General features: G+C 64.8%; 26 protein-coding genes, 1 tRNA gene and 2 pseudogenes. 14 read left to right on the plus strand and 15 right to left on the minus strand.

Annotated elements, in window-relative coordinates; translation table 11 throughout:
* Positions 1–3: 3 nt before the first annotated feature.
* From sdhD to OC159_RS08215, 7 genes are all read right to left on the minus strand, one after another.
* Positions 4–390 carry a succinate dehydrogenase, hydrophobic membrane anchor protein gene (gene sdhD / locus OC159_RS08185; protein ID WP_265500660.1) on the minus strand — a complete coding sequence of 129 codons (387 nt, stop codon included), beginning with the start codon at positions 388–390 and terminating at the stop codon, positions 4–6.
* A 12-nt stretch (positions 391–402) separates the two neighbouring features.
* Positions 403–795 (minus strand): succinate dehydrogenase, cytochrome b556 subunit, encoded by a 393-nt coding sequence (gene sdhC, locus OC159_RS08190; protein WP_265500661.1) that lies wholly within the window; start codon positions 793–795, stop codon positions 403–405.
* Positions 796–1,005: 210 nt separating this feature from the next.
* A complete protein-coding gene (locus OC159_RS08195; RefSeq protein WP_265500662.1) occupies positions 1,006–2,040 on the minus strand; it encodes a MaoC family dehydratase in 1,035 nt (344 codons plus the stop codon).
* Positions 2,037–2,243: a DUF1737 domain-containing protein gene (locus OC159_RS08200; RefSeq protein WP_265500663.1), complete on the minus strand. Its 207-nt coding sequence runs from the start codon at positions 2,241–2,243 to the stop codon at positions 2,037–2,039. The genes OC159_RS08195 and OC159_RS08200 overlap by 4 nt, the downstream gene beginning before the upstream one ends.
* On the minus strand, positions 2,243–2,794 hold the full coding sequence (locus OC159_RS08205) for an NnrU family protein (RefSeq protein ID WP_265500664.1): 552 nt from the start codon (positions 2,792–2,794) through the stop codon (positions 2,243–2,245). The genes OC159_RS08200 and OC159_RS08205 overlap by 1 nt, the downstream gene beginning before the upstream one ends.
* A 44-nt stretch (positions 2,795–2,838) precedes the next feature.
* Complete coding sequence (locus tag OC159_RS08210; RefSeq protein ID WP_265500665.1) at positions 2,839–3,681, minus strand: HpcH/HpaI aldolase/citrate lyase family protein; 843 nt, start codon at positions 3,679–3,681, stop codon at positions 2,839–2,841.
* Positions 3,682–3,761: 80 nt separating this feature from the next.
* The gene (locus OC159_RS08215; protein WP_265500666.1) at positions 3,762–4,511 is read right to left on the minus strand and encodes a sulfite exporter TauE/SafE family protein; all 750 of its coding nucleotides are present in this window, start codon (positions 4,509–4,511) and stop codon (positions 3,762–3,764) included.
* A gap of 158 nt (positions 4,512–4,669) precedes the next feature.
* Between OC159_RS08215 and mdh the strand changes: the two genes are divergently transcribed.
* The 11 genes from mdh (at position 4,670) to OC159_RS08270 (ending at position 16,937) form a co-directional block, all read left to right on the plus strand.
* Positions 4,670–5,632, plus strand: coding sequence for a malate dehydrogenase (gene mdh / locus OC159_RS08220; RefSeq protein ID WP_265500667.1), 963 nt, complete (start codon positions 4,670–4,672; stop codon positions 5,630–5,632).
* A gap of 66 nt (positions 5,633–5,698) precedes the next feature.
* On the plus strand, positions 5,699–6,868 hold the full coding sequence (locus tag OC159_RS08225) for a hypothetical protein (RefSeq protein ID WP_265500668.1): 1,170 nt from the start codon (positions 5,699–5,701) through the stop codon (positions 6,866–6,868).
* A gap of 183 nt (positions 6,869–7,051) precedes the next feature.
* Positions 7,052–8,245, plus strand: a complete 1,194-nt coding sequence (sucC, locus tag OC159_RS08230) for an ADP-forming succinate--CoA ligase subunit beta (RefSeq protein WP_265500669.1) — start codon at positions 7,052–7,054, stop codon at positions 8,243–8,245.
* Positions 8,246–8,323: 78 nt separating this feature from the next.
* Entirely contained in the window at positions 8,324–9,208 is an 885-nt protein-coding gene (sucD, locus tag OC159_RS08235) for a succinate--CoA ligase subunit alpha (protein WP_265500670.1), read from the plus strand.
* A gap of 169 nt (positions 9,209–9,377) precedes the next feature.
* Positions 9,378–9,653: a hypothetical protein gene (locus OC159_RS08240; protein WP_265500671.1), complete on the plus strand. Its 276-nt coding sequence runs from the start codon at positions 9,378–9,380 to the stop codon at positions 9,651–9,653.
* Between the two features lie 32 nt (positions 9,654–9,685).
* On the plus strand, positions 9,686–12,652 hold the full coding sequence (locus OC159_RS08245; protein ID WP_265500672.1) for a 2-oxoglutarate dehydrogenase E1 component: 2,967 nt from the start codon (positions 9,686–9,688) through the stop codon (positions 12,650–12,652).
* Between the two features lie 4 nt (positions 12,653–12,656).
* The gene (gene odhB, locus OC159_RS08250) at positions 12,657–14,180 is read left to right on the plus strand and encodes a 2-oxoglutarate dehydrogenase complex dihydrolipoyllysine-residue succinyltransferase (RefSeq protein ID WP_265500673.1); all 1,524 of its coding nucleotides are present in this window, start codon (positions 12,657–12,659) and stop codon (positions 14,178–14,180) included.
* 171 nt (positions 14,181–14,351) lie between these two features.
* Positions 14,352–14,606, plus strand: coding sequence for a hypothetical protein (locus tag OC159_RS08255; protein WP_265500674.1), 255 nt, complete (start codon positions 14,352–14,354; stop codon positions 14,604–14,606).
* Positions 14,606–14,995, plus strand: coding sequence for an MAPEG family protein (locus OC159_RS08260; protein ID WP_265500750.1), 390 nt, complete (start codon positions 14,606–14,608; stop codon positions 14,993–14,995). Before OC159_RS08255 ends, OC159_RS08260 begins: the two co-directional genes overlap by 1 nt.
* 72 nt (positions 14,996–15,067) lie before the next feature.
* Positions 15,068–16,456 carry a dihydrolipoyl dehydrogenase gene (gene lpdA, locus OC159_RS08265; RefSeq protein WP_265500675.1) on the plus strand — a complete coding sequence of 463 codons (1,389 nt, stop codon included), beginning with the start codon at positions 15,068–15,070 and terminating at the stop codon, positions 16,454–16,456.
* Positions 16,449–16,937, plus strand: a complete 489-nt coding sequence (locus OC159_RS08270; RefSeq protein ID WP_265500676.1) for a lytic transglycosylase domain-containing protein — start codon at positions 16,449–16,451, stop codon at positions 16,935–16,937. Before lpdA ends, OC159_RS08270 begins: the two co-directional genes overlap by 8 nt.
* Before the next feature lie 5 nt (positions 16,938–16,942).
* On the opposite strand, the gene OC159_RS08275 is transcribed toward OC159_RS08270, so the two are convergent.
* On the minus strand, positions 16,943–17,563 hold the full coding sequence (locus OC159_RS08275) for a lytic transglycosylase domain-containing protein (RefSeq protein ID WP_407674075.1): 621 nt from the start codon (positions 17,561–17,563) through the stop codon (positions 16,943–16,945).
* Between the two features lie 214 nt (positions 17,564–17,777).
* On the opposite strand from OC159_RS08275, the gene ssb reads away from it, so the two are divergent.
* Complete coding sequence (ssb, locus tag OC159_RS08280) at positions 17,778–18,257, plus strand: single-stranded DNA-binding protein (protein WP_265500678.1); 480 nt, start codon at positions 17,778–17,780, stop codon at positions 18,255–18,257.
* A gap of 570 nt (positions 18,258–18,827) precedes the next feature.
* On the opposite strand, the pseudogene OC159_RS20350 reads toward ssb, so the two are convergent.
* Positions 18,828–18,983 (minus strand): annotated as a pseudogene (locus tag OC159_RS20350) (transposase domain-containing protein); the annotation flags it as partial.
* A 225-nt stretch (positions 18,984–19,208) separates the two neighbouring features.
* Here OC159_RS20350 and OC159_RS08285 point away from each other — a divergent pair.
* Positions 19,209–19,403 (plus strand): annotated as a pseudogene (locus OC159_RS08285) (transposase); the annotation flags it as partial.
* Between the two features lie 95 nt (positions 19,404–19,498).
* Positions 19,499–19,723, plus strand: coding sequence for a glycoside hydrolase family protein (locus OC159_RS20125; RefSeq protein WP_407674077.1), 225 nt, complete (start codon positions 19,499–19,501; stop codon positions 19,721–19,723).
* A 37-nt stretch (positions 19,724–19,760) separates the two neighbouring features.
* Here OC159_RS20125 and OC159_RS08290 read toward each other — a convergent pair whose 3' ends face one another.
* The 6 genes from OC159_RS08290 to tig form a co-directional block, all read right to left on the minus strand.
* Positions 19,761–19,829 carry a transposase domain-containing protein gene (locus OC159_RS08290; RefSeq protein ID WP_265500751.1) on the minus strand — a complete coding sequence of 23 codons (69 nt, stop codon included), beginning with the start codon at positions 19,827–19,829 and terminating at the stop codon, positions 19,761–19,763.
* Positions 19,830–19,835: 6 nt separating this feature from the next.
* A complete protein-coding gene (locus OC159_RS08295; RefSeq protein ID WP_265500679.1) occupies positions 19,836–19,985 on the minus strand; it encodes a transposase in 150 nt (49 codons plus the stop codon).
* Between the two features lie 279 nt (positions 19,986–20,264).
* Complete coding sequence (locus tag OC159_RS08300) at positions 20,265–21,179, minus strand: hypothetical protein (RefSeq protein WP_265500680.1); 915 nt, start codon at positions 21,177–21,179, stop codon at positions 20,265–20,267.
* A gap of 660 nt (positions 21,180–21,839) precedes the next feature.
* Positions 21,840–21,913 (minus strand) — tRNA-Gly (locus OC159_RS08305).
* A gap of 40 nt (positions 21,914–21,953) precedes the next feature.
* Positions 21,954–22,376, minus strand: coding sequence for a DUF1489 family protein (locus tag OC159_RS08310; protein ID WP_265500681.1), 423 nt, complete (start codon positions 22,374–22,376; stop codon positions 21,954–21,956).
* A 116-nt stretch (positions 22,377–22,492) separates the two neighbouring features.
* Positions 22,493–23,827 carry a trigger factor gene (gene tig, locus OC159_RS08315; RefSeq protein WP_265500682.1) on the minus strand — a complete coding sequence of 445 codons (1,335 nt, stop codon included), beginning with the start codon at positions 23,825–23,827 and terminating at the stop codon, positions 22,493–22,495.
* Positions 23,828–23,881 lie beyond the last annotated feature (54 nt).

The raw sequence follows: 23,881 nt of genomic DNA on the forward strand, positions 1-23,881 counted from the left end.
TCCTCAGATCGCGATGATGGTGAAGGCCATCTTGGCCAGCGCAAAGATCGCGGCGGCGATGACGGCCCAGCCAAAGATGGTGGCGGCGATGACCGCCAGCTTGTTGGCCTCGCCGTGGACATAGTCGTCCAGCATGATCCGCGTGCCCTTGATGAAGTGGATCATCCCGACGATCACGAACAGCGCGGTGATGATGCCCGGGACGGGGCGGCCGAAATGGGCGATCACGCCCTCTTGCGGCAGGCCGATGGCCTGGCCCACGGCGATCAGGAACAACGGTGTCAGGATGACCAGCGCATAGCTGCTGACCGTCATGTGCCAGTGATGGCCGGTGCCCGAACGCGAGGAACCGAGGCCCGAGGCCGCCTTGCGGGGGGTGATATAGCGCATGATGCCCTCGCCTCAGCCGATGAAGAAGATGATCAGGCTCAGCAGCGTCAGCGCGACCGAGCCGATGATGATGATCCAGGAATTCCGCTTGGCGTTCTCGATCTCCAGGCCCATGCCGGCATCGTAGAACAGGTGGCGGATGCCCGACAGCGTGTGGAACCACAGGGCCCAGGCCGACCCGGTCAGAATGATGAAGCCCAGCCAGGACCGGACGATCCAGTCGGCGGCGGCAAATGCCTGCGGGCTGGAGACGGCGGCGACCAGCCACCACACCAGCAGCACGATCCCCGCGACCAGCGCATGCCCGGTGATCCGCGTCATGATCGAGGCGACGGCCGGGATCGGCAGGCGGTAGACCTGGAGATGGGGGGAAAGCGGCCGGTTACCCCGGTTCACATCGGCCATGTGCGGCCCTCCTTTGTCGGTTCAAGCAGTCCCGTCGAAGGCGCCCTCGGCTTGCTTGGGCTGGCCCGTCGGGCTGGCGATTGGTGCCGGTATTGGCGACTCTTGTGCCATCTGTCATCTGCAGATGCCACCCCACGAGCACAAATGCCGCGGAAATCCGCCTTTGTGATCACGGCGTCGACGCGTGTGATCACGGCGGTCGCAAGGCCGTCAGGTCGGCATCAGCGCCCAGATGTCCAGATCGAGAAGAACCTCGGGCAGGTACTTTCCGTCGGCGTCGCGCAGAGCGAACGCGCCGCTGTCGCCCGTGGTCGCGACCAGCCGCAGGCGGATCGCGCCGACACCGGGCGCGGTTGTCGAAGCCTTGTCCAGAACCTCTGACCAGGCGCGGACGGTGTCGCCGGCGAAGCAGGGGTTGGCATGGGCGCCGGCGTTCAACGCGACGATCATCTGCGCATTGGCAAGACCGTTGAAGGACAGCGTGCGCGCCAGGCTGATGACATGCCCGCCATAGATCAGCCGCCGCCCGTCAGGTCGCTGCGTCGCGTCGAAATGGACCTTTGCGGTGTTCTGCCACAGGCGGGTGGCCAGCATATGCTCGGCCTCTTCGACCGTGATGCCGTCGACGTGGTCGATCTTCTCGCCGATCTCGTAATCGCCCCAAATATGAGGTTCACCAGCAAGTTGAAGATCATAGCCCCGGAAGTTCAGGTCCTCTGGAACCACCAGGTCGGCCGGATCGACCACGGCGGCCAGATCGGGAACGACAGCTTCGGGCGCGGGGGCGTCGGGGTCGCGCTTGCGCACCATCACCCAGCGGACATAGTCCAGCACAACCTCGTCGACCTGGTTCAGGCCCCGTGTCCGGACCCAGACCACGCCCGACCGGCCGTTCGAGTTCTGCTTCAGCCCGATCACCGTCGATTCCGACCGCAGCGTGTCGCCTGGCCAGACCGGACGGTGCCACCGCCCCTCGGCATAGCCGAGATTGGCGATTGCGTTCAGGCTGATGTCCGGGACCGTCTTGCCGAAGACCGTGTGGAAGGCCAGCAGGTCGTCCATCGGACTGCCGTCCAGGCCGCATGAGATCGCGAATTCATCCGATGAATAGATCGCATGCCGCGCCGGATAGAGCGCGTGATAAAGCGCGCGCTCGCCTTCCGCCACCGTCCGCGGCACAGCGTGGCGAATGGTCTGGCCGACGCTGTAATCCTCGAAGAACCGACCCGGATTGTTCTTGCTCATTGCTGCCCCAGCTTCATGTCGGGATAATACTCCGCCTCGATGGTCTTGGTGACGGCCTGCGCCATGCGCATCACCCCCTTGACCGGGTCGTAGGCCATCGTGGCGCCGCCATGCAGCGACCACCCCTTCGACATCGCCTCGCTGACGCGATGACAGAATTGCGAGGTATCATCCTCGGTAATGCAGCGATAGATCTGGGGCATCAGGCTCCTCCGAAAGGCCAGGGTCCGATCCAGCCGTGGATCAGGCCGACGACGATCATGACGATGACGGCGCCGACGGCGGCCATTGCCTCCTTCCGGGCGGGAAAGGGTCCAGCAGGCCGCACCCAGGCCGAGGAGCGGTTGATCGCGATCATCTCGACAAGAACCCAGGCCAGCAGGCCGCCGAACAGCACGAAGGACGGCACGTCGCCGTTTACCAGCAGGTGCGCCACCGCCCAGAGCGAAAAGCCCCACAGCATGGGGTGCCGGGTGTATCGCGTGACCTTCGTCTTCATCCCGGCTGCAGCGAAAAGATAGAAGGCCACCAGCACCAGCAGGTTGTTGATGCCGACCAGCGCCGGGTTCCGCCCCCAGAAAAATGCGCCCTCCGCGCCCTGATAGCCGATGACCATCAGGATCACCGCCAACACCAGCAGGCCGGTCATCATCGCGCGGCTGCGGTCGCCCATGGCGGCGCGCTGCGCCGGCGCCAGCCGTTTGTAGAGATGCGCGGCCCACCACAGAGCGACACCAAGGATCAGGATCAGCATCTGGCTTTCCTTTGTTGCTGGACGATTTGCGGCGCAGACTGCCCTTATTGCGTCAGGGCCGCAATCGCCTGCGCGCGGTCCAACGTCAGCCGGGCGGTCGCCGCATGCAGGTTTTCGACGATCCTGCCGTCCACCACGGCGACGCCGCGACCCTCGGCCTTGGCCCGGTCGAAGGCGTCCAGCTGCCTGCGGGCCAAATCGACCTCGGCATCGGTGGGCGCGAAGACGGCGTTCGCGGCCTCCAGCTGCGCCGGGTGGATCAGCGTCTTGCCGTCGAAGCCCATGTCGCGGCCCTGCTCGCATTCCGCGCGCAACCCGTCCTCGTCCCTGAAGGCGTTGAAGACGCCGTCCACGATCACCCTGCGATGCGCCCGCGCCGCCAGGATGCACAAGCCAAGCCCTGCCATCATCGGCAACCGGTCGGACCGGGTCCGGCTTCCCAACTCCTTCGCCAGGTCGTTCGTGCCCATCACCATCCCTCGCAGGCGTGGATGGGCCGCGATCGCCGCCGCGTTCAGCATCCCCAGGGGCGTCTCCATCATCGCCCAGAGAGGCGTGTCGGGCAGGATCTCGGCCACCCGGTCCAGGTCCTGCGGCCCGTCTACCTTCGGCACAAGCACCGCGTCGGCGGCCAGCCCGGCGCAGGCCTTTGCGTCGTCGCGGCCCCATTCCGTGGCAAACGCGTTGATCCTGACGATTCGGGCGCGGGCGCCATAGTCTTGCGCCAGCGCCCCGGCCAGCGACTGCCGGGCATGTGCCTTGGCATCGGGCGCAACCGCATCCTCCAGGTCAAAGATGATCGCGTCCGCGGGCAGGTCCCGCGCCTTTTCCATCGCGCGGACATTGGCGGCGGGAATATAGAGAACGGATCGATAGGGGCGGGCCATAACACCTCCGGGTAACAATATTGCGCGAACCTGCCGCGGCGCGGCAGAAATGGCAAGGGCTTTGTTGCCGCACTGCGGCATCACCCGGCCAGCGCCTGCCACACCAGACGCAGCGACACCAGAAGCAGCCCCCAGGTGATAACGGTATAGAACACCTGGGGCCGGATCACCCGGACCAGCCGCAGGCCCACCCAGACCGAGAGCAGCGACACCGGCATCAGCACCGCCGCGGTGATCAGGTTGGCGGCAGACAGCTGGCCCAGCAACGCATAGGGCACCAGCTTGACCCAATTGCCGATGGCAAAGAACCAGGTCGTCGTTCCCGCGAAGATCAGCGGCGACAGGCGCAGGGGTTGCGCATAGACCTGCCACAGCGGCGCCCCCGAATGGCTGACGAAGCTGGTATAGCCCGCAAGCCCGCCCCAGAAGCTGCCGGCGCCTGCGGACGGCGCCCGTGGCGTGGCGTCCAGCCGGGGCCGGATCAGCGCGTTCAGGGCAAAGCCCAACCCGATGACGCCCACGATCCCCGTCACGCCCCGGACCGGCACGATGCTGGCGGTCGCCCACCCGACGCAGATCCCGACCAGCGCCCCCGGCAGCGTCGTCGCCAGCACCTTTCGGTCGAAGTCGCGCCGGAACGCGATCAGCCCCCCGACGTCCGAGATGACATAGACCGGCAGCAGCAGACCGGCCGCCTGCACCGGCGACATGACCAGCGACATCAGCGGAACCGAGATGATGCCAACCATCGACAACCCACCCTTGGCCAATCCGACCGCGACGGCAGCGATGACGGCAAGTGCCCAGCCCGCGGGCGAGAGATCCAGCATGCGGTCCTCCGTTGCATGGCATGCAGAGCAGTGCCCTGCCGCCCGGTTGTTGACAAGTCGTCGCAACCCGGCGGCCGCGGCCCGCGCAGATGCCTTGCGATTTCGTGCGCAAGCGCTTAACCCTCGCGCAACATTCCACCATGTATCGGAGGTTACCCATGGCCCGACCCAAGATCGCACTCATCGGTGCAGGGCAGATCGGCGGCACGCTGGCTCATCTGGCGGCGATGAAGGAACTGGGCGATGTCGTCCTGTTCGACATCTCGGAAGGCACGCCGCAGGGCAAGGCCCTGGACATTGCCGAGTCGGGTCCGTCCGAAGGCTTCGATGCCCGCATGAAGGGCACCAACGACTATGCCGACATCGCCGGCGCCGACGTCTGCATCGTCACCGCCGGCGTGCCGCGCAAGCCGGGCATGAGCCGCGACGACCTCTTGGGCATCAACCTCAAGGTCATGAAAGCCGTGGGCGAGGGAATCGCCGCACACGCGCCGGACGCCTTCGTGATCTGCATCACCAACCCGCTGGACGCGATGGTCTGGGCGCTGCGCGAATTCAGCGGCTTGCCCCACAACAAGGTCTGCGGCATGGCCGGCGTGCTGGACTCGGCCCGCTTCCGTCACTTCCTGTCGCTGGAATTCGACGTGTCCATGAAGGACGTGACCGCCTTCGTCCTGGGCGGCCATGGCGACACGATGGTGCCGCTGACCCGCTATTCGACCGTCGGCGGCATCCCCCTGCCCGACCTGGTCAAGATGGGCTGGACCACCCAGGACAAGCTGGACGCCATCGTGCAGCGCACCCGTGACGGCGGCGCCGAGATCGTCGGCCTGCTGAAGACCGGCTCGGCCTTCTACGCCCCCGCCACCAGCGCCATCGAGATGGCCGAGGCCTATCTGAAGGACCAGAAGCGCGTCCTTCCCTGCGCCGCGCATGTGGATGGACCCTACGGCCTGAAGGGCATGTATGTCGGCGTGCCGACCGTGATCGGCGCCGGCGGGGTCGAGCGGGTCATCGACATCAAGCTGGACCGTGACGAGCAGGCGATGTTCGACAAGTCGGTCGACGCCGTGAAGGGCTTGGTCGAAGCCTGCAAGGGCATCGAGAGCAGCCTGGCCTGATGGGGGCTTGAGACGGATCCGGCGGCGCGCCATCATCGGCGCGCCGTTTCCATGTCGCGAGGGTCCATGCGCCATCTGCTGTTTGCCCTGACGCTGTTGGCCACACCGGCGGCGGCTGAAGATCCCGGCGACCTGATGGCACGGGAAGGCCTTGCAGGCGCCTCGGCCGCCCTGGAGCAGACGCAACAGACGGCGGATCGCGACATGGCGCTTGCGGCGGTGCGGTTCCTGTCGGGGATCGAGGCCGCCTATCAGGCGCGCTGGCTGATCGGCGCCACGGACCCGCTGTTGCCGCTGCCGGTACTGGGTGCCAGCCTGCCGCCGAACCCCCAACCGCAGCCGATGTCGGCCTCGTTCCTGAACAAGATGATGGAGGATCTGGCGGCATCCATGCAGGCCACCCGCGACGCCCTTCCGGATGGCGACGCGTCTCTGGTCCTCGACCTGCGCACGCTATGGCTGGACGTGGACGGCAACCGCCAGCGCGGCCCGGCCGAGGATCTGGCGCAGCTCGGCGGCCTGCCGCTGCCCGAGGGACCGGCGGTCGTCCGCTTCGACAGCGCCGACCTGCACTGGCTGCGCGGCTATACGCATCTTGTCGAAGGGCTGGCGACGCTGACGCTGGCCTTCGATCCTCAGCCGGCACTGGCGCAGCGGATCGAACTGGAAAAGGCGCTGGCGCTGCAGTTTGCGGAACCGCCCGGCCAGATGGCCCGCGCGCCGAACATGGATGCCGAAGCCCGCGCATTTGGTCCGCTTGTCGACAGGGTGGCCGTTCTTGTCCAGACCCTCCGCCAGCAGCCCGACCCGCAGCTGACGCAGGCGGCGGGCCAGCATCTGCGGCAGATGGTGACGGCCAATCGCGACTTCTGGGCCGTCGTGGCGACCGAAACCGACAACGACCGCGAGTGGATCCCCAACGACGCGCAAGAGGCCGCGCTTGGGTTCGACCTGCCGCCCGGCACGGCAGACATGTGGCTGGCCATTCTCGACGAAGTCGACCAGGCGCTGGCGGGCCGGATGCTGATCCCCTTCTGGCGCTTTGCCCCCGGCCACGGCGTCGACCTGTCATTGTGGCTGGAAGATCCGCGGCCGGTCGAGCTGGCGGACTGGGTGCAGGGCACCGCCGCCCTGCCCTATGCCCGTCCGGGGCTGACGGTCGGGCGAGACAACTGGGACCGGTTTCTGTCCAGCTTTGGGGCGCGCGCAGGCCTCTATATGCTGCTTCTGAACTGAGGCAACGCTCGAATCAATTGCCTGCGCTACCGGCGCGATCCTTCGTGATCACGGCGTTTCAGCCTGTGATCACAATCGGCGGCATCCTGCCTGTTTTCGGCATTTTACAGGGATTTCGTTTCAGTGGCCTCCGCTGTCGTGCCACAAGGTCCCAAATCTGTCGAACCGAACGAGGGGGTCGAGATGAACATCCATGAATACCAGGCCAAGGCGCTGCTGCGTCAGTACGGCGCGCCCGTCAGCGAGGGCCGCATCGTGATGAAGGCCGACGAGGCCAAAACCTGCGCCAGCGAGATGGACGGCCCGCTGTGGGTCGTGAAGGCCCAGATCCACGCCGGCGGCCGCGGCAAGGGCAGCTTCAAGGAGGCCGAAGCCGGCGAGAAGGGCGGCGTCCGCCTGGCCAAGTCGGTCGAGGAAGCCGAGGAACTGACCCGCCAGATGCTGGGCCGCACCCTGGTCACGCACCAGACCGGACCCGCCGGCAAGCAGGTCAACCGCATCTATATCGAGGACGGCAGCGACATCGCGCGCGAACTGTATCTGGCGCTGCTGGTCGATCGGCAAACCTCGCGCGTCAGCTTCGTCGCCTCGACCGAGGGCGGCATGGACATCGAGGAAGTGGCCGAGCACACGCCCGAGAAGATCGTCAGCTTCTCGGTCGATCCGGCCTCGGGCCTTTCGGACTTCCACGGCCGCCGCGTGGCCTTTGCCCTGGGGCTGGAAGGTAGCCAGGTCAAGCAGTGCGTCGCCCTGGTGAAGAACCTGTATCGCATGTTCATCGAGAAGGACATGGAGATGCTGGAGATCAACCCGCTGATCGTGACGCCGGAAGGCCAGATCAAGTGCCTGGACGCAAAGATGGGCTTCGACAACAACGCGCTGTACCGTCAGGCCGACATCATGGCGCTTCGTGACGAGACCGAGGAAGACAGCAAGGAGTTGGCCGCCTCGAAGTTCGACCTGAACTACATCGCGCTGGACGGCGAGATCGGCTGCATGGTCAACGGCGCGGGGCTTGCCATGGCGACCATGGACATCATCAAGCTGTTCGGCGCCGAGCCCGCCAACTTCCTGGACGTCGGCGGTGGCGCGACGAAGGAGAAAGTGACCGAGGCGTTCAAGATCATCACCTCGGACCAGAACGTCAAAGGCATCCTGGTCAACATCTTCGGCGGCATCATGCGCTGCGACATCATCGCGGAAGGCATCATCGCCGCCGTGAAGGAGGTCGGCCTGCAGGTTCCGCTGGTCGTGCGCCTGGAAGGCACGAACGTGGAACTGGGCAAGGAGATCATCGCCAAGTCCGGCCTGAACGTGATCGCCGCCGACGACCTGTCGGACGCCGCGCAGAAGATCGTCAAGGCCGTCAAGGGCTGATCCATCCGGGCGCGCGTCTGGCGCGCCCTCCTCTGGAACATCGCGGCGCAAGGGCACCGCTTACGCAAGGAGGCCATGATGGCCGTTCTCGTCGACAAGAATACCAAAGTCATCTGCCAGGGGATCACCGGGTCCCAAGGCACTTTCCACACCGAGCAGGCGATCGCTTACGGCACACAGATGGTCGGCGGCGTGACCCCGGGCAAGGGTGGGTCCGAGCATCTGGGCCTGCCAGTCTACAACTCGGTCCACGAGGCCGTGGCCAAGACCGGTGCGACCGCATCCGCGATCTATGTGCCGCCCCCGTTTGCGGCGGATTCGATCCTGGAAGCCATCGACGCGCAGGTGCCGCTGATCGTCTGCATCACCGAGGGCATTCCGGTTCTGGACATGATGCGCGTCAAGCGCGCCCTGCAGGGCAGCCAGTCGCGCCTGATTGGCCCGAACTGTCCCGGCATCATGACGCCGGACGAGTGCAAGATCGGCATCATGCCGGGCAGTATCTTCCGTCGTGGCTCGGTGGGCGTCGTGTCGCGTTCGGGCACCCTGACCTACGAGGCGGTCAAGCAGACGTCCGACGTGGGCCTGGGCCAATCCAGCGCGGTCGGCATCGGCGGCGATCCGATCAAGGGCATGGAGCATATCGACGTGCTGCAGATGTTCCTGGACGATCCCGAGACCGAATCGATCATCATGATCGGCGAGATCGGCGGATCGGCCGAGGAAGAGGCTGCCGAGTTCCTGGCCGAGCAGAAGCGCAAGGGCATCTGGAAGCCGACCGCCGGCTTCATCGCGGGCCGCACGGCGCCTCCGGGCCGCCGCATGGGCCATGCCGGCGCGATCGTGTCGGGCGGCAAGGGCGACGCGGAATCCAAGATCGAGGCCATGAAGAAGGCCGGGATCGTCGTCGCCGACAGCCCGGCGGGCTTGGGCGAAGCAGTTCTGAAGGCGATCAAGGGCTGATGATTTGACACCCCGCCTCCGGGACACCAAGTATCGGGGGCGGATCGACAAGAAGGGAAGGACCGTGCAATTGCAGGACCATCGCGCCAGGACGGCCGGATCGACACCTCTCGTCGGACGCCTGGTCTCGTTCTGCGCGCTGCTGGGAATGGCCGCCTGCGGCGATCGCATGACCACGGACATTCTTCCCGGCGGCGTTCCGGCACGGACCAACCTGCACGAGGCGAGCAGCCTTCCGCCGGATGCGGTCAGGACCGTCTCCCGCAGGGACTTCGGCTGGCGGGTGATCTACCACCCTTCAGCCGCCCCGCCCCATGCCGAAAGCCGGGCGGCGGTCGCCCTCTGCGGCCTCGAGCGACGCGCGCCGCTGCGTATTCAGCAACAGCCGCGACTTGACCCCACCACCGATCCCGGCGCCCGCATCTTCGACATCTACTGCGCCTAACATTTCCATTTTGCCCTGAACGGGGACCAGCCATGACCGACCAGCCAAAGAACTCAGAATTCCACGATTCCTCGTTCCTGCAGGGCCACAACGCAGCCTATGTGGAACAGCTCTATGGCCAGTGGGCCAAGGACCCGGCTGCGGTCGATCAGGCATGGGGCGCGTTCTTCCGCGACCTGGGCGACGACAACGGCGACGCCGTCCGCGAGGCCGAGGGCGCCAGCTGGAAGCGCGCAGACTGGCCGCCGGTCCCGCAGGACGAAACGACCGCCGCGCTGACCGGCGAATGGCCGGCCTCGTCCAGGGGCGCGGCCGATGCGGCCATCAAGAAGATCGCCGCAAAGGCCGAGGAAAAGGGCGTCACGCTGTCGACCGACCAGATGCGCCAGGCGGTTCTGGACAGCATCCGCGCGCTGATGCTGATCCGCGCCTTCCGCATCCGCGGCCATCTGCATGCGAACCTGGACCCCCTGGGCCTGCGCGACGTTCCAGACCACGGTGAACTGAAGCCCGAGACTTATGGCTTCGGTCCGGGCGACATGGACCGCCCGATCTTCATCGACAACGTGCTGGGCCTGGAGATCGCGTCGATCCGCCAGATCTGCGACCTGATGACCCGCACGTATTGCGGCACGTTTGCACTGCAGTACATGCACATCTCGAACCCCGAGGAAGCCGCCTGGCTGAAGGAGCGGATCGAGGGCTATGGCAAGGAGATCGCGTTTACCCGCGAAGGCCGCCGCGCCATCCTGAACAAGCTGGTCGAGGCCGAGGGCTTCGAGAAGTTCCTGCACGTCAAGTACATGGGCACCAAGCGCTTCGGCCTTGACGGCGGCGAGGCGCTGATCCCCGCGATGGAACAGATCATCAAGCGCGGCGGCGCGCTAGGCGTCAAGGAGATCGTGTTCGGCATGCCCCACCGGGGCCGCCTGTCGGTGCTGGCCAACGTGTTGTCGAAACCCTACCGCGCGATCTTCCACGAATTCCAGGGCGGCAGCTTCAAACCCGAGGACGTGGACGGCTCGGGCGACGTGAAATACCACTTGGGCGCCAGCTCGGACCGCGAGTTCGACGGCAACAAGGTGCACCTGTCGCTGACCGCGAACCCCAGCCACCTTGAGGCCGTGAACCCGGTCGTGCTGGGCAAGGCGCGCGCCAAGGGCGACCAGCTGGGCGACCTGACGGACCGCACCTCGGTCCTGCCGATCCTGCTGCATGGCGACGCGGCCTTTGCGGGTCAGGGCGTCGTGGCGGAATGCCTGCAGCTGTCGGGCATCCGCGGCCATCGCACGGGCGGCTGCATCCATATCGTGGTGAACAACCAGATCGGCTTTACCACCGCGCCGCATTTCAGCCGCACCTCGCCCTACCCGACCGACATCGCGCTGATGGTCGAGGCGCCGATCTTCCACGTGAACGGCGACGACCCCGAGGCCGTGGTGCATGCCGCCCGCGTGGCCATCGAGTTCCGCCAGAAGTTCCGCAAGGACGTGGTTCTGGACATCATCTGCTATCGCCGCTTCGGTCACAACGAAGGCGACGAGCCGATGTTCACGAACCCGGCGATGTACACCAAGATCAAGTCGCAGAAGACCACGCTGCAGCTTTACACCGACCGGCTGGTCCGCGACGGCCTGATCCCCGAGGGCGAGATCGAGGACATGAAGGCTGCCTTCCAGGCGCACCTGAACGAAGAGTTCGAGATCGGCAAGAGCTACAAGCCGAACAAGGCTGACTGGCTGGACGGAAAGTGGTCGGGGCTGGAGCGCGAGGGCACCGACTATGTCGCCGGTGAAACCGGCATCTCGCCGGAGGTGATGACCCAAGTCGGCCGCGCGCTGACGACTGCGCCTGACGGGCTGACCCTGCACAAGACCGTGGGCCGCCTTCTGGAAGCCAAGAAGCAGATGTTCGAGACCGGCGAGGGCTTTGACTGGGCCACGGCCGAGGCGCTGGCTTTCGGCTCGCTGGTGACCGAGGGGCACGGCGTGCGCCTGTCGGGGCAGGACAGCACCCGCGGCACGTTCAGCCAGCGGCATTCGGCCTTCATCGACCAGAAGTCCGAGGACCGGTACTATCCGCTGAACAACATTGCGGAAGGTCAGGCCCGCTACGAGGTCATCGACTCGATGCTGTCGGAATATGCGGTGCTGGGCTTCGAGTACGGCTATTCGCTGGCCGAGCCGAACAACCTGGTGATGTGGGAAGCCCAGTTCGGCGACTTCGCCAACGGCGCGCAGATCATGTTCGACCAGTTCATCTCGTCTGGCGAGAAGAAATGGCTGCGGATGTCCGGCCTCGTGATGCTGCTGCCCCACGGCTTCGAGGGCCAAGGCCCGGAACACAGCTCGGCCCGGCTCGAGCGGTTCCTGCAGGGCTGCGCCGAGGACAACTGGATCGTCGCGAACTGCACCACGCCTGCGAACTATTTCCACATCCTCCGCCGCCAGATCCACCGTGGCTTCCGCAAACCGCTGGTCCTGATGACGCCGAAGTCGCTGCTGCGCCACCCATTGGCCGTCAGCCGCGCCGAGGAGTTCCAGACCGGATCGACCTTCCACCGGGTTCTGTGGGACGACGCACAGCGTGGCACCTCGTCCACTGAACTGGTGGCGGATGACAAGATCAAGCGCGTCGTGATCTGCTCGGGCAAGGTCTATTACGACCTGCTGAAGGCGCGTGATGAGGCGAAGATCAACGACGTCTACCTGCTGCGGCTTGAACAGTTCTATCCGTTCCCCGCGCAGGCGATGGTCAAGGAACTGGGTCGCTTCAAGCAGGCCGAGGTGGTCTGGTGCCAGGAAGAGCCCAAGAACCAGGGCGGCTGGACCTTTGTCGAGCCTTACATGGAGTGGGTGCTGGAGCGGCTTGGCGCCAAGCATCCGCGCGCCCGCTATGCCGGGCGCAACGCTGCGGCGTCGGTCGCGACCGGCTTGGCGTCACGGCACAAGGCCGAACAAGAGGCGCTGGTCGCCGAAGCACTGAACCTTGAAGGATGATCAGATGACCACCGAAGTCCGCGTGCCCACCTTGGGCGAATCCGTCACCGAGGCCACGATCGCCACCTGGTTCAAGAAGCCCGGCGACCGGGTCGAGGTCGACGAGATGCTGTGCGAGCTGGAAACCGACAAGGTCACCGTCGAGGTCCCCAGCCCCGCCGCCGGCACCCTGGCCGAGATCGTCGCCGCCGAGGGCGAGACGGTCGGCCCCGACGCATTGCTGGCGCAAATCAGCGAAGGCGGGGCCGCGGCGGCCCAGCCCAAGGCAGACAAACCCAAGGCCGAAGCCCCGGCCCAAGACACTGAGGGACAACAGAAGATGAGCGGTAAATCCGTGGACGTGATGGTTCCGGCCCTGGGCGAAAGCGTGACCGAGGCCACCGTCGCCACCTGGTTCAAGAAACCGGGCGACCAGGTCGCCGTCGACGAGATGCTGTGCGAGTTGGAAACCGACAAGGTCTCGGTCGAGGTTCCCGCCCCCGTCGCAGGCGTCCTGGCCGAGATTCTGGTCGAGGAAGGCGCCACCGTCGATGCCAAGGCCCGTCTTGCGATCATCACCGAGGGTGCGGCGGGTGCCACGCCCGCAACGCGCAAGGCCCAGGACACCGTTCTGGAGAACGCCGGCCCCGAGGAGCCCAAGCTGCGCGACGTCGAGGACGCGCCCTCGGCCAAGAAAGCGATGGCGGAACAGGGCGTCAGCCGCGACCAGGTCCAGGGATCGGGCCGCGACGGGCGCATCATGAAGGAGGACGTGGCCCGTGCCGCCAGCGCGCCGAGGCCCGCCGCCCCCGCGCAGGCGCCGCGCGCGCCGTCTTCGGCCAGCGATGCCGGCCGCGAGGAGCGGGTCAAGATGACCCGCCTGCGCCAGACCATCGCGCGTCGCCTGAAGGACGCCCAGAACAGCGCCGCGATGCTGACGACCTATAACGAGGCCGACATGTCCGGCGTCATGCAGCTTCGCAGCGAATACAAGGACGCGTTCGAGAAGAAGCACAAGGTCAAGCTGGGCTTCATGTCCTTCTTCGTCAAAGCCTGCTGCCACGCGCTGAAGGAAGTCCCCGAGGTCAACGCCGAGATCGACGGCACCGACGTCGTCTACAAGAACTTCGTCCACATGGGCGTGGCCGTCGGCACGCCCTCGGGTCTGGTGGTCCCGGTCGTGCGCGACGCCGACCAGAAGTCCTTTGCGGCGATCGAAAAGGAGATCGGCGAACTGGGCGCCAAGGGCCGCGACGGCAAGCTGTCGATGGCCGAGATGCAGGGCGGCACCTTCACCATCTCGAACGGCGGGGTCTATGGCTCGCTGATGTCGTCGCCAATCCTGAACCCTCCGCAGTCGGGCATCCTGGGCATGCACAAGATCCAGGAGCGTCCGGTTGTCGTAGGCGGTCAGATCGTCATCCGTCCGATGATGTACCTGGCCCTGTCCTATGACCATCGGATCGTCGACGGCAAGGGCGCGGTCACCTTCCTGGTCCGCGTCAAGGAGGCGCTGGAGGATCCGCGACGCCTGCTGATGGATCTCTGATCAAGAAGCGGGCGCTCGCCGGTGGCGCGCGCCCCGACCCGCGCGCCCGTCTGCCTCAGGCGGATCGGGCGCATCCGGAAAGCAGGATGGATATGATCGGCGCGCCTTGACGGGCACTTGCGAAACCGGCCCCCCAGGCGGCAAGTTGAGCGTATTTGGCAGGAGTGTTCCATGCAGTTGATCGTCCGCTATACCGCCTCCGACCCAGCCCGCTTCCGCGCCGCCTTCGATGCGGATGCCGAGGATCGGGGCCGCAACGGCCTGTCGCTTCTTCAGCTTTGGCGCGAAGGCGACGGCCATGCCTGGGCGCTTTTCCAGGTCAACGACGCAGAGGCTGCGCGAGACTATCTGCAGACGGGGGCCAAGATCTTCGAGTCCCAAGCCGGCGTGACCGCGTCGCAGGCGCATTTCGTGGAGACCGCATGATGACGACCGAGCTGACCGTCCTTGCCCTGGCGGTGATCCTGCAGGGATTGCAGTTCGTGCTGTTCTCGGTCCTGGCGAACCTGCAGGTTGGGCCGAAGGTCGCCATGGGGCCGCGCGACAACGCGCCGACCCTGAAGGGCCAGGCCGGTCGCGCCCAACGTGCGCTGAGCAACCACTTCGAGGGGCTGGTCCTCTTCACCGCTGCTGTCCTGGTGGTGACGCTGGGGGAACAGGCGACCGGTTTCACCGCGACCTGCGCCTGGATCTATCTGATCGCCCGCGTGATATATCTGCCAGCCTATCTGCTGGGCTGGGTGCCGTGGCGGTCGGTCATCTGGGCGATAGGCTTTGCCGCCACCATGCTCATGATCCTGGCGAGCCTGTTATAGGCGGCCGAAACACATATCGCTTGCGGGTTCCTGACACCGGTCTGGCGGCCCGCCTGACAAAAGGAAAGAAACATGTATGACCTCATCGTGATCGGCGCCGGCCCCGGCGGCTATGTCTGCGCCATCCGGGCGGCACAGCTGGGCCTCAAGGTCGCCTGTGTCGAATCGCGCGAGACCCTGGGCGGCACCTGCCTGAACGTCGGCTGCATCCCGTCGAAGGCGCTGCTGCACGGCACGCACATGCTGCACGAGGCGCACGAGAACTTCGAGAAGATGGGCCTGATGGGCGCGCATGTCGAAGTCGACTGGACGAAGATGCAGGGCTACAAGGCCGAAACGGTCGCGGGTAACACCAAGGGCATCGAGTTCCTGTTCAAGAAGAACAAGGTCGAGTGGATCAAGGGCTGGGCGACGATCGAAGCCCCCGGCCGCGTGAAGGTCGGCGACACGGTCCACGAGGCAAAGAACATCGTCATCGCCACGGGCTCGGTCCCCCAGGGCCTGCGCGGGGTCGAGGTCGACAATGCCGGCGGAGTCATCGTGGATTCGACCGGCGCGCTGGCGCTGCCGAAGATCCCCAAGTCGATGGTCGTCATCGGCGCGGGCGTGATCGGACTGGAGCTGGGTTCGGTCTATGCCCGCCTTGGCGCAGACGTGACGGTTCTGGAATACCTGGACGTGATCACCCCCGGCATGGACGGCGAGGTGCAGAAGCAGTTCCAGAAGATGCTGACGAAGCAGGGGCTGAAGTTCACCCTCGGCGCCGCCGTCAAGTCGGCCGAGGTGCAGAATGGCACCGCCAAGATCACCTATGCGCTGAAGAAGGACGACAGCGAACAGGTGGTCGAGGCCGATTGCGTCCTGGTCGCCACCGGCCGCCGCCCACATGTGGACGGTCTGGGCCTCGAAGCGCTTGGCGTCGAGGAGACCGACCGCGGCTTCGTCAAGATCGACGACCACTGGTCCACCAACGTCAAGGGCATCTATGCCATCGGCGACGCGGTGCCTGGCCCGATGCTGGCCCACAAGGCCGAGGATGAGGGCATGGCCGTCGCCGACATCATCGCCGGCAAGCATGGCCACGTGAACTACGGCGTCATCCCCGGCGTCATCTACACGACGCCTGAAGTCGCCAGCGTCGGCCTGACCGAGGAAGCTGCCAAGGAAGGCGGCCGCAAGGTCAAGGTCGGCAAGTTCCCCTTCATGGGCAATGCCCGTGCGAAGGCGCAGTTCCTGGGCGAAGGCTTCGTCAAGCTGATCGTGGATGCGCAGACCGACCGTATCCTGGGCTGCCACATCATCGGCCCGTCGGCCGGCGACCTGATCCACGAGGTCTGCGTCGCGATGGAGTTCGGCGCCGCGGCCGAGGATCTGGCCCTGACGTGCCACGCGCATCCCACCGTTTCGGAAGCCGTGCGCGAAGCGGCACTGGCCTGCGGCACCGGCGCAATCCATGTCTGACCTGCACCCGATGGCGGATTGGGGCCGTCGCGGACTGCTGCTGTCGGTTCTTGCTCTCGCCGCTTGCGGCGGGGGACGATCGCGCGGACGCGACCAGCTGACCGGATCAGGGCTCTACCCGAACGAGACGCCTTATATCCGGCAGCGCATCAACTTCTGGTCACGCCACTACGGCGTGCCCAGTTCTCTGGTGCAACGCGTCGTCCTGCGAGAGTCGAGCCATCGGCCCGAGGCCCGCAACGGCAGCTACCACGGCCTGATGCAGATCGCGCCGCAGACGGCGCGGACGATGGGCTATCGAGGCCCGGATCGCGGTCTTCTGGATGCCGACACGAACCTGCGCTATGGCGTCAAGTATCTGCGCGGCGCTTGGCTTGTCGCAGAAGGCGACGCTGACCGCGCAGTCATGTGGTATTCCCGCGGCTATTACTACGAGGCCAAGCGCAAGGGGCTGCTGAAGAAAACCGGGCTGCGCGGTTAGACCGTTCAGCCCCCCGCGATGATGCGGACATAGTTCCGCGTCTCGCGATAGGGCGGGATGCCGCCATATTTCTGCACCGCGCCCGGACCGGCGTTATAGGCCGCCAAGGCGAGCGTCCAGTTGCCGAACTGGTTGTACATCATCCGGAGATAGCGCGCCCCGCCGTTGAGGTTTTGGACGGGATCGCTTGGGTTGACACCCAGCTTGGCCGCCGTTCCCGGCATCAACTGCGCCAGGCCCATCGCGCCCTTATGGGACCGCGCATTCGGGTTCCAGCCCGACTCCTGCTGCACCAGCCTCAGAAACAGGTCCTCGGGGATGCCGTGGCGCTGTGCGGCCTGGCGGGCATGGGGCAGATATTCGCTGCGCCGACCGGTATAGCGCGGGATGGTCGGCGTCACGTCGAGCGCGACGGCACCCTCGCGGCCACCGGGACGCAGGCGTGCCGACTGCTGGTACTGGGTCGCCAAGCGCGAATCCATCAGGCGGGTCTGGCGTGCAAACTGCTCTGCCCGGGACTTCGACGAGCTGCCCGAGAGGCGAAGCCCCTCTGCCGATGCCGGCAGCGCAACCGCCACCAACGCCATCGCACAGACTGCCGCTTTCAGGGAATGGCCGATCCGCATATTCTCCGCCCTCGTTCTTTGTCAGCTTCGGCTTTGCCGTTTTCCCGAGACTATACATGAAATGGCCCCTGCCGCCAGTCGTTGGATCGGCGTCGATCCCGCAGCCGGTGCCGTGCGCGGCTTTACGCCCGGTGCTCCGGGGCGGGAACGGCTTGCAGCCCTGGCCCGCCCTGCGCTAGACCAGCGTGAAACACATCACTCGAGGATTCCCGTCATGGCAGGCAGCGTCAACAAGGTCATTCTGATCGGCAATCTGGGCCGCGACCCCGAGATCCGCAGCTTCCAGAATGGCGGCAAGGTTGCCAACCTGCGCATCGCGACGTCCGAGACCTGGAAGGACCGCAACACCGGTGAACGCCGCGAACGGACCGAGTGGCACACCGTGTCCATCATGTCCGAAGGGCTCGTGGGTGTGGTGGAGCGTTTCCTCAAGAAGGGCAGCAAGGTCTATATCGAGGGGCAGCTCGAGACCCGCAAGTGGCAGGACCAGTCCGGCCAGGACCGCTATTCGACCGAGGTCGTGCTGCGCGGCCTGAACGGCACGCTGCAGATGCTGGACGGCCGGGGCGAGGGCGGCGGCAACGGTGGCGGCGGGATGAGCGGCGGCTATGACGACTACAACTCACGGGGAGGTTCGGCCGGCGGTGCCACGGCTGGCAGCCGCCCCGACTACGACGATGAGATCCCGTTCTAAAGTCGATCTCTCGATGGTCTGGAACCTTTTCTCCGCGAGGAACCTACTCGAAGGGTTGATCTGAACGGCAAATAGAATTCGGTGTTGCGGCCTGTGGCCACGGCCCGCCTAAACATCGTTCTCGTTGATCGAACAGTCGTCATACCCCGATCCGAGATGGACCGAAGTGCGCCTCCCCCTTGCCGCGTCAAGCGACGTCTTGATCGCGGCGGTGTCGGGTGCGTTGAGGCGGTTCGTGGCGGCAATGCCGGCCTGTATCCGGGTGTCGCAACATGATCATCATCGAAGCTGTTCGGGCCGCAGGTCCGGCTGCAACTTGTCTTGAGAGGCCGCAGACCGGCCGGCATTTCCAGAAATTCCGGCTTGCGTCACCTGTAACGCGCGGACCGCGTCGCAAGCGTCGCTGCATGATAATCCTATCGCCAGGCGCGCTCGATGTGGCGGACAGTCATGCCCGCGTCGGCGCTTGATGATGCCAACCTGTCATAATGCGGTGGGCGCTGGACCCTCTTGGCCTTCCGGAGAACCGTAATCCGTGTTTGCGGCGCACCTTCTTTCAGCTTGATGCTTGAAGTTCCAAGGCAGCAGTTTGTCGATTTCTGCCTGTGGGTGACCGGCGGCCACGGCTTCCAAGGTCGCCTTGAGATAGGCGGAGGGTTCGACGCTGTTTATCTTTGCGGTGGCAATCAGTGAGGCTCTACGCGTCCAGGATCGACCGCCCTCTGCCCGCATAGTCGGGATGGTCGCCGATGGTGAAGGGGCGACCGGAGCCGCCCCGACGTTGGTTACTTCTTGTCGTCAGCCTTGCGGGGATTGGTGACCGCTTCCTTGTCATCAGTCTTCCCAACCACCTCGTAGCGGCCTTCCCAGCCCTTCGGCTCTTCCTTGTGGACCTGTCCCGGTTTCGTTCCGGTCTTCTGAGAGCGATGTTCGCCAAGAAAGAGACTGGATATGGCAGCGACACACAGCGACGAGTTCAAGCGGGATGCGGTTCGCATCGCGCTCACCAGCGGTCTGACACGGCGCCAAGTCGCGTCGGATCGTGGAGTGGGACTTTCGACGCTGGGAAAATGGATTCGGGCGATTTCCGAAGAGGCTTGGGTTCCCGAACGGGATGCCGATCTTCTTCGCGAGAATGAACGGCTGTCCCCCGGCACCTTCGCCGCGGCCTCAGCCATCGCAACGGCTACCGCTCTTGTCGCTCGCTTCTGGGCGCAGCGAACCCTAGAGGGCCGAGACATGTGCAGCAAGCGCACCACCAAGACGGTCGCAGCGGGTGCTGCTGCCGTCATCGCCCCGGCCACTCCGTTCATCGCGGGCTGGGAGGGCAAACGCACTACGCGTACCAGGACATCGTCGGCGTCTGGACGATCCGCTACGGTAGCACGGCCGGAGTGCGCCCTGGCGACTATAAAACCGACGCCGAGTGCGAGGCACTGCTGCGGCAGGAGGTTGGGGAGTTCTGAGGTCGGATAGATGCCTGCGTCGCCGATCGCGTGCCGGTCAGCGTGCAGGCCAGTAGGCGAAGGGCTCGACGCCGTTGATCTTGCAGGTTCCGATCAGTGACCCGATGCGGCCTCACGCGACCCCGTGCCGCCGCGCAACGGTGTTCACGGTCACGCCCGGCATCAGCGTCTCCGCCACGATCCGCGCCTTCACCTCATCCGGCCACTTCCGGTTCCGACGGCCGCGGCCGCCAGCCGGGAGAAGCTCCAATGCAGACTCCATGGAGAAACTCCGTCCCAACAATAAGCACAGTCCAATGAATCGATCAGGATGCCGCGCGGAAGGTGGGGGCAGAGAACGCTTACCTACGTTCGGCAGTCGGTTCCCGATGCTCTGGCGAAGCTGTCGCCTGATCTCCAAGTCCTGACAGATCTTACCGAGCGAAGCTGCAGCAGACCTCAGAGAATCAGTTACGTGAGGCTATGGCAGCAACTCGGGCGATGGCTGCGCAATGAGGTGCCGGAAGCCGCGCTACGTTCGGCCGAGGTGGCGGCGGTAGCATCAAATTAAACGAAGCTGCCGGTGGCCGGGTACCAATTCCAGAACCTCGGCCACCTCGATGTCTTTCGTGAGGCCACCGCCAGACAGCTTCTGGACCTCTACGACTCTGCAACGCAGAGAGTCCGAAGCTGATAGAGCAACATCTCCATTGGCAACCTTCATAGAAAATTCGTCGTCGGTGACGGTTGCTGTGAAGTGTTTCTCGCCCCCATCGCTAAAACGCCAGACGTAGCCATCTCTGAAGAGAGCCGTGACGAGTTTCAGCCAAGCAATCCGCCCTGACCTGATTTCTTCTGGTGCATCATCGATCAGCTCTGGAACGTTCAGGGATGGAAGATCTGCCTTCTTAAGCACCACGTCTCTGTCAGGGCCATCGGTGAAGCGCACTTGATTTAGACCCTCAATCCGCTCGAGCTTCTTCCCAAAATCTTCAACAGAGCGCCGGGTGTCTGTGTCCTGCAGGAGAATCATTGTCCGGTTATCAACGGTGATCGATTGATCACCGAGGACAATGGTTGTCGTATCGTTGAAGTTTTCCTCTAATCGTTCAGGACGCCGCCCCCGCAGCCAGCGCAGGGCAACCAACAGTCCACCACCAAGTGCGCCAACGTTTAGAAGGAGATCAGTCAGGCCTTTAGCGTTAGCGATCCGGTCTTCAGAGGTGACTACATGCTCAATGAGGTCGCTCACCGCAGAGAAGAACGAGACGTCGATATCAAGGATTGCGTCAAAGCTTCCTTCAGCAGTCGCTTTGACCTTCAGCCGAGCGTCCGCGCGCTTGCCGTTCACGGCCTTGTTAGCGCTTCTCACGATGCTGCCCAATGCCAGCAGGGCCGGCGCCAAATCAGCAACATCTATTTCATGCTCGGTGAATGCGGATCCGTCAAAAATGAAACGGAAGGTCTGCTCGCTCATCTGCCATCTGCTTTGATGCTTTGTGCCCTGCTTAGGACATCTTGCGGTGACATGTCTTGGAGAAGAGGCTCCGTGGCACCGCGGATATCCGATCAGGAAGCGAGCCCATTGCCTGAGTGTTCCCGCCCCGTTCTCACGTACAGGAGAAGGCATCGCCATGCCGATCACATATTATCACCTCCGCTGCATCTGCGGCTACGAAGGACACGCTGCGCTTTCGCGGTGGCTGCACTGGGACGAGTTGCGCATGAGGGCAGCCTGCCGGCAGTGCCGATGCCGGCAGGTGAACGACCTCATTATGATGCCAGGACCGGACGGAGAGAAGATGTGGTCGCGGGCGGTGCCGCGTGATCTGACGGTGATTGAGGTCTAACTGGGTTTTACATCGGTCGATGTCAGCCATTGATCTGGTAAACGGGATCATCGGCTGGTTCTACCGCACAGGCCTTCGAAAGCGTTGGAATAAGGCAGCCACTTATCACGCCCCAAGCGCTGAAGGAAAGAAGCGAGAACATCCTTCGGGTTTTTCTTCGGGACTCTTTGGGAGATTGCGGCTGAAAACGGTCTAAGTTGGCCGTATGTTCTCAATTCAGCAAAACCTGCTGGCTGGTACTCGCTGCCGACAAAGCAGTGAGAACTAACGGTTTTTCAGTGATCGGCTGGAGCGGGTGAAGGGAATCGAACCCTCGTCGTAAGCTTGGGAAGCTTCTGCTCTACCATTGAGCTACACCCGCACAGGAATCGCGTAGCGCACGCCGTGGGCAGCGTCAACCCTCAGCGCAGGCCCATATCCGAAAGCGCCGCCGCGATCGCCGGAGGCAGCGGCTCCTCGAGGGCACGGCCCTGCGGAAGGTCATGGGGCGCATCGGCCGGCGCAAGATAGCGCCAGCCTTGGAACGGGCGGCGCGGAACGGCAGCGACACGCACAAGATCACGGTCGAGTAGCAAGCCGCAGCGGCGGATGCCATCGTCGCCCTCGACGGGCTCCAGCGCAAGGATACGCTGTCGCGCCATCATGACGCCTTTGAACACCCAGAAGATCGATCCGCCGGCCAGCAGCTCGCCTTCCCGCTTTGGCCACATGCGCGTGACGTGGCGGGCCGGGTTCACCCCGAACCGCTGCGCCTGCCAGGCAGCCAGATCGGCAGGCTCCTCGGCACCCACGCAGAGCTTCATCATGTGCAATTTCGGCGTCATGCGGCTGACCTAGTATCCCCTTGCCGGCTTCTCAAGATCCCGCTGTGTCGCACGGGCAGCATACAACGCAAAAGGCCGCGTCCGAAGACGCGGCCCCGTTTTCCAGCCCGGCCGGATCAGAGTTCGTCGAGCGCCTCGACGGCCTTTTCCAGCTCTTCCTTGGTCACGGTCTTTTCTTCGACCTTCGCCTGTTCGGCGATCAGGTCGACCACCTTGTCCTCGAAGATCGGCGCGCGCAGCTGCTGCTGTGCGGCCTGGTTCTGCTGGATGAACTCGAAGAACTGGCGCTCCTGGCCCGGATACTGGCGCGCGGCGCGCAGCACGGCTTGGGTCATCTCCTGGTCGGTGACGGTCACTTCGGCCTTCTGGCCGATCTCGGCCAGCAGCAGGCCAAGGCGCACCCGACGCTCGGCCAGGGACTTGTGCTCCTCCGTCGGCTCGATCGAGCCGTGGTTGTGGTCGTGGACCTCGGGGTTTTCCTCGTGCCACAGCTGGTGGGCAATCTGCGATGCCTCGGCCTCGACCAGCGAAGCCGGCAGATCGAACTTGACCTTCTGGTCCAGCTGGTCCAGCAGCGACCGCTTCATCACGGCGCGGGCAGCGCCGGCATATTCGGCCTCCAGACGCTCGGTGATCTGCTTCTTCAAGGCTTCAAGGTCCTCGGCGCCGAACTTCTTGGCCAGCTCGTCGTCGATCTCGGCCTCTTTCGGGGCCTTCACGGCCTTGACCTTGCATTCGAAGGTCGCGTCCTTGCCGGCCAGGTGCGGGGCGCCGTACTCCTCGGGGAACTTGACCTCGACCTTCAGTTCGTCATCGGCCTTGGCACCGACCAGCTGATCCTCGAAGCCGGGGATGAAGCTGTTCGAGCCCAGGACCAGCGGATAGTCCTCGGCCTCGCCGCCCTCGAACGCCTCGCCATCGACGAAGCCCTTGAAGTCGATCACGACCTGGTCGTCGTCCTTGGCCTTGCTGCCCTTGCGGCGATCCTCGAACGACTGCGACGATTTCGCCAGATTCTGCAGCGCCTCGGTGACGGCGGCTTCCTCGGCCGGAACGGTCAGCTTTTCCAGCGACAGGCTGGTCAGGTCGACCTCGGGGATGGCGGGCAGCGTCTCGTAGGAGACGTTGACCACGACGTCGTCGCCTTCCTTCCAGGTCTCGCCGTTCTCCATCTCGACCTTGGGCTGGGTGGCCGGACGATCGCCCGAGGTCTCCAGGTGGTCGCGCAGCGCCGTGTCGATGCTGTCCTGCATGGCTTCGCCCAGGATGCGCTGGCCGAACTGCTTCTTCAGCATGGCCATCGGCACCTTGCCCTTGCGGAAGCCCTTCATCTCGACTTCGGGCTGCGCCTCTTTCAGCTTGGCGTCGACGGCGGCGGCCAGGTCCGCGGCGGGCAGCGTAAACTGATACCCGCGCTTCAGACCGTCGTTCTGCGTTTCCTTGACCTGCATCTTACCCTCGTAGAAAGAAGGGCCACCGATCAGCGGCGGCCTGTAAATTTGCGC

Source organism: Paracoccus beibuensis (assembly GCF_026162625.1).
Lineage (GTDB): Bacteria > Pseudomonadota > Alphaproteobacteria > Rhodobacterales > Rhodobacteraceae > Paracoccus > Paracoccus beibuensis.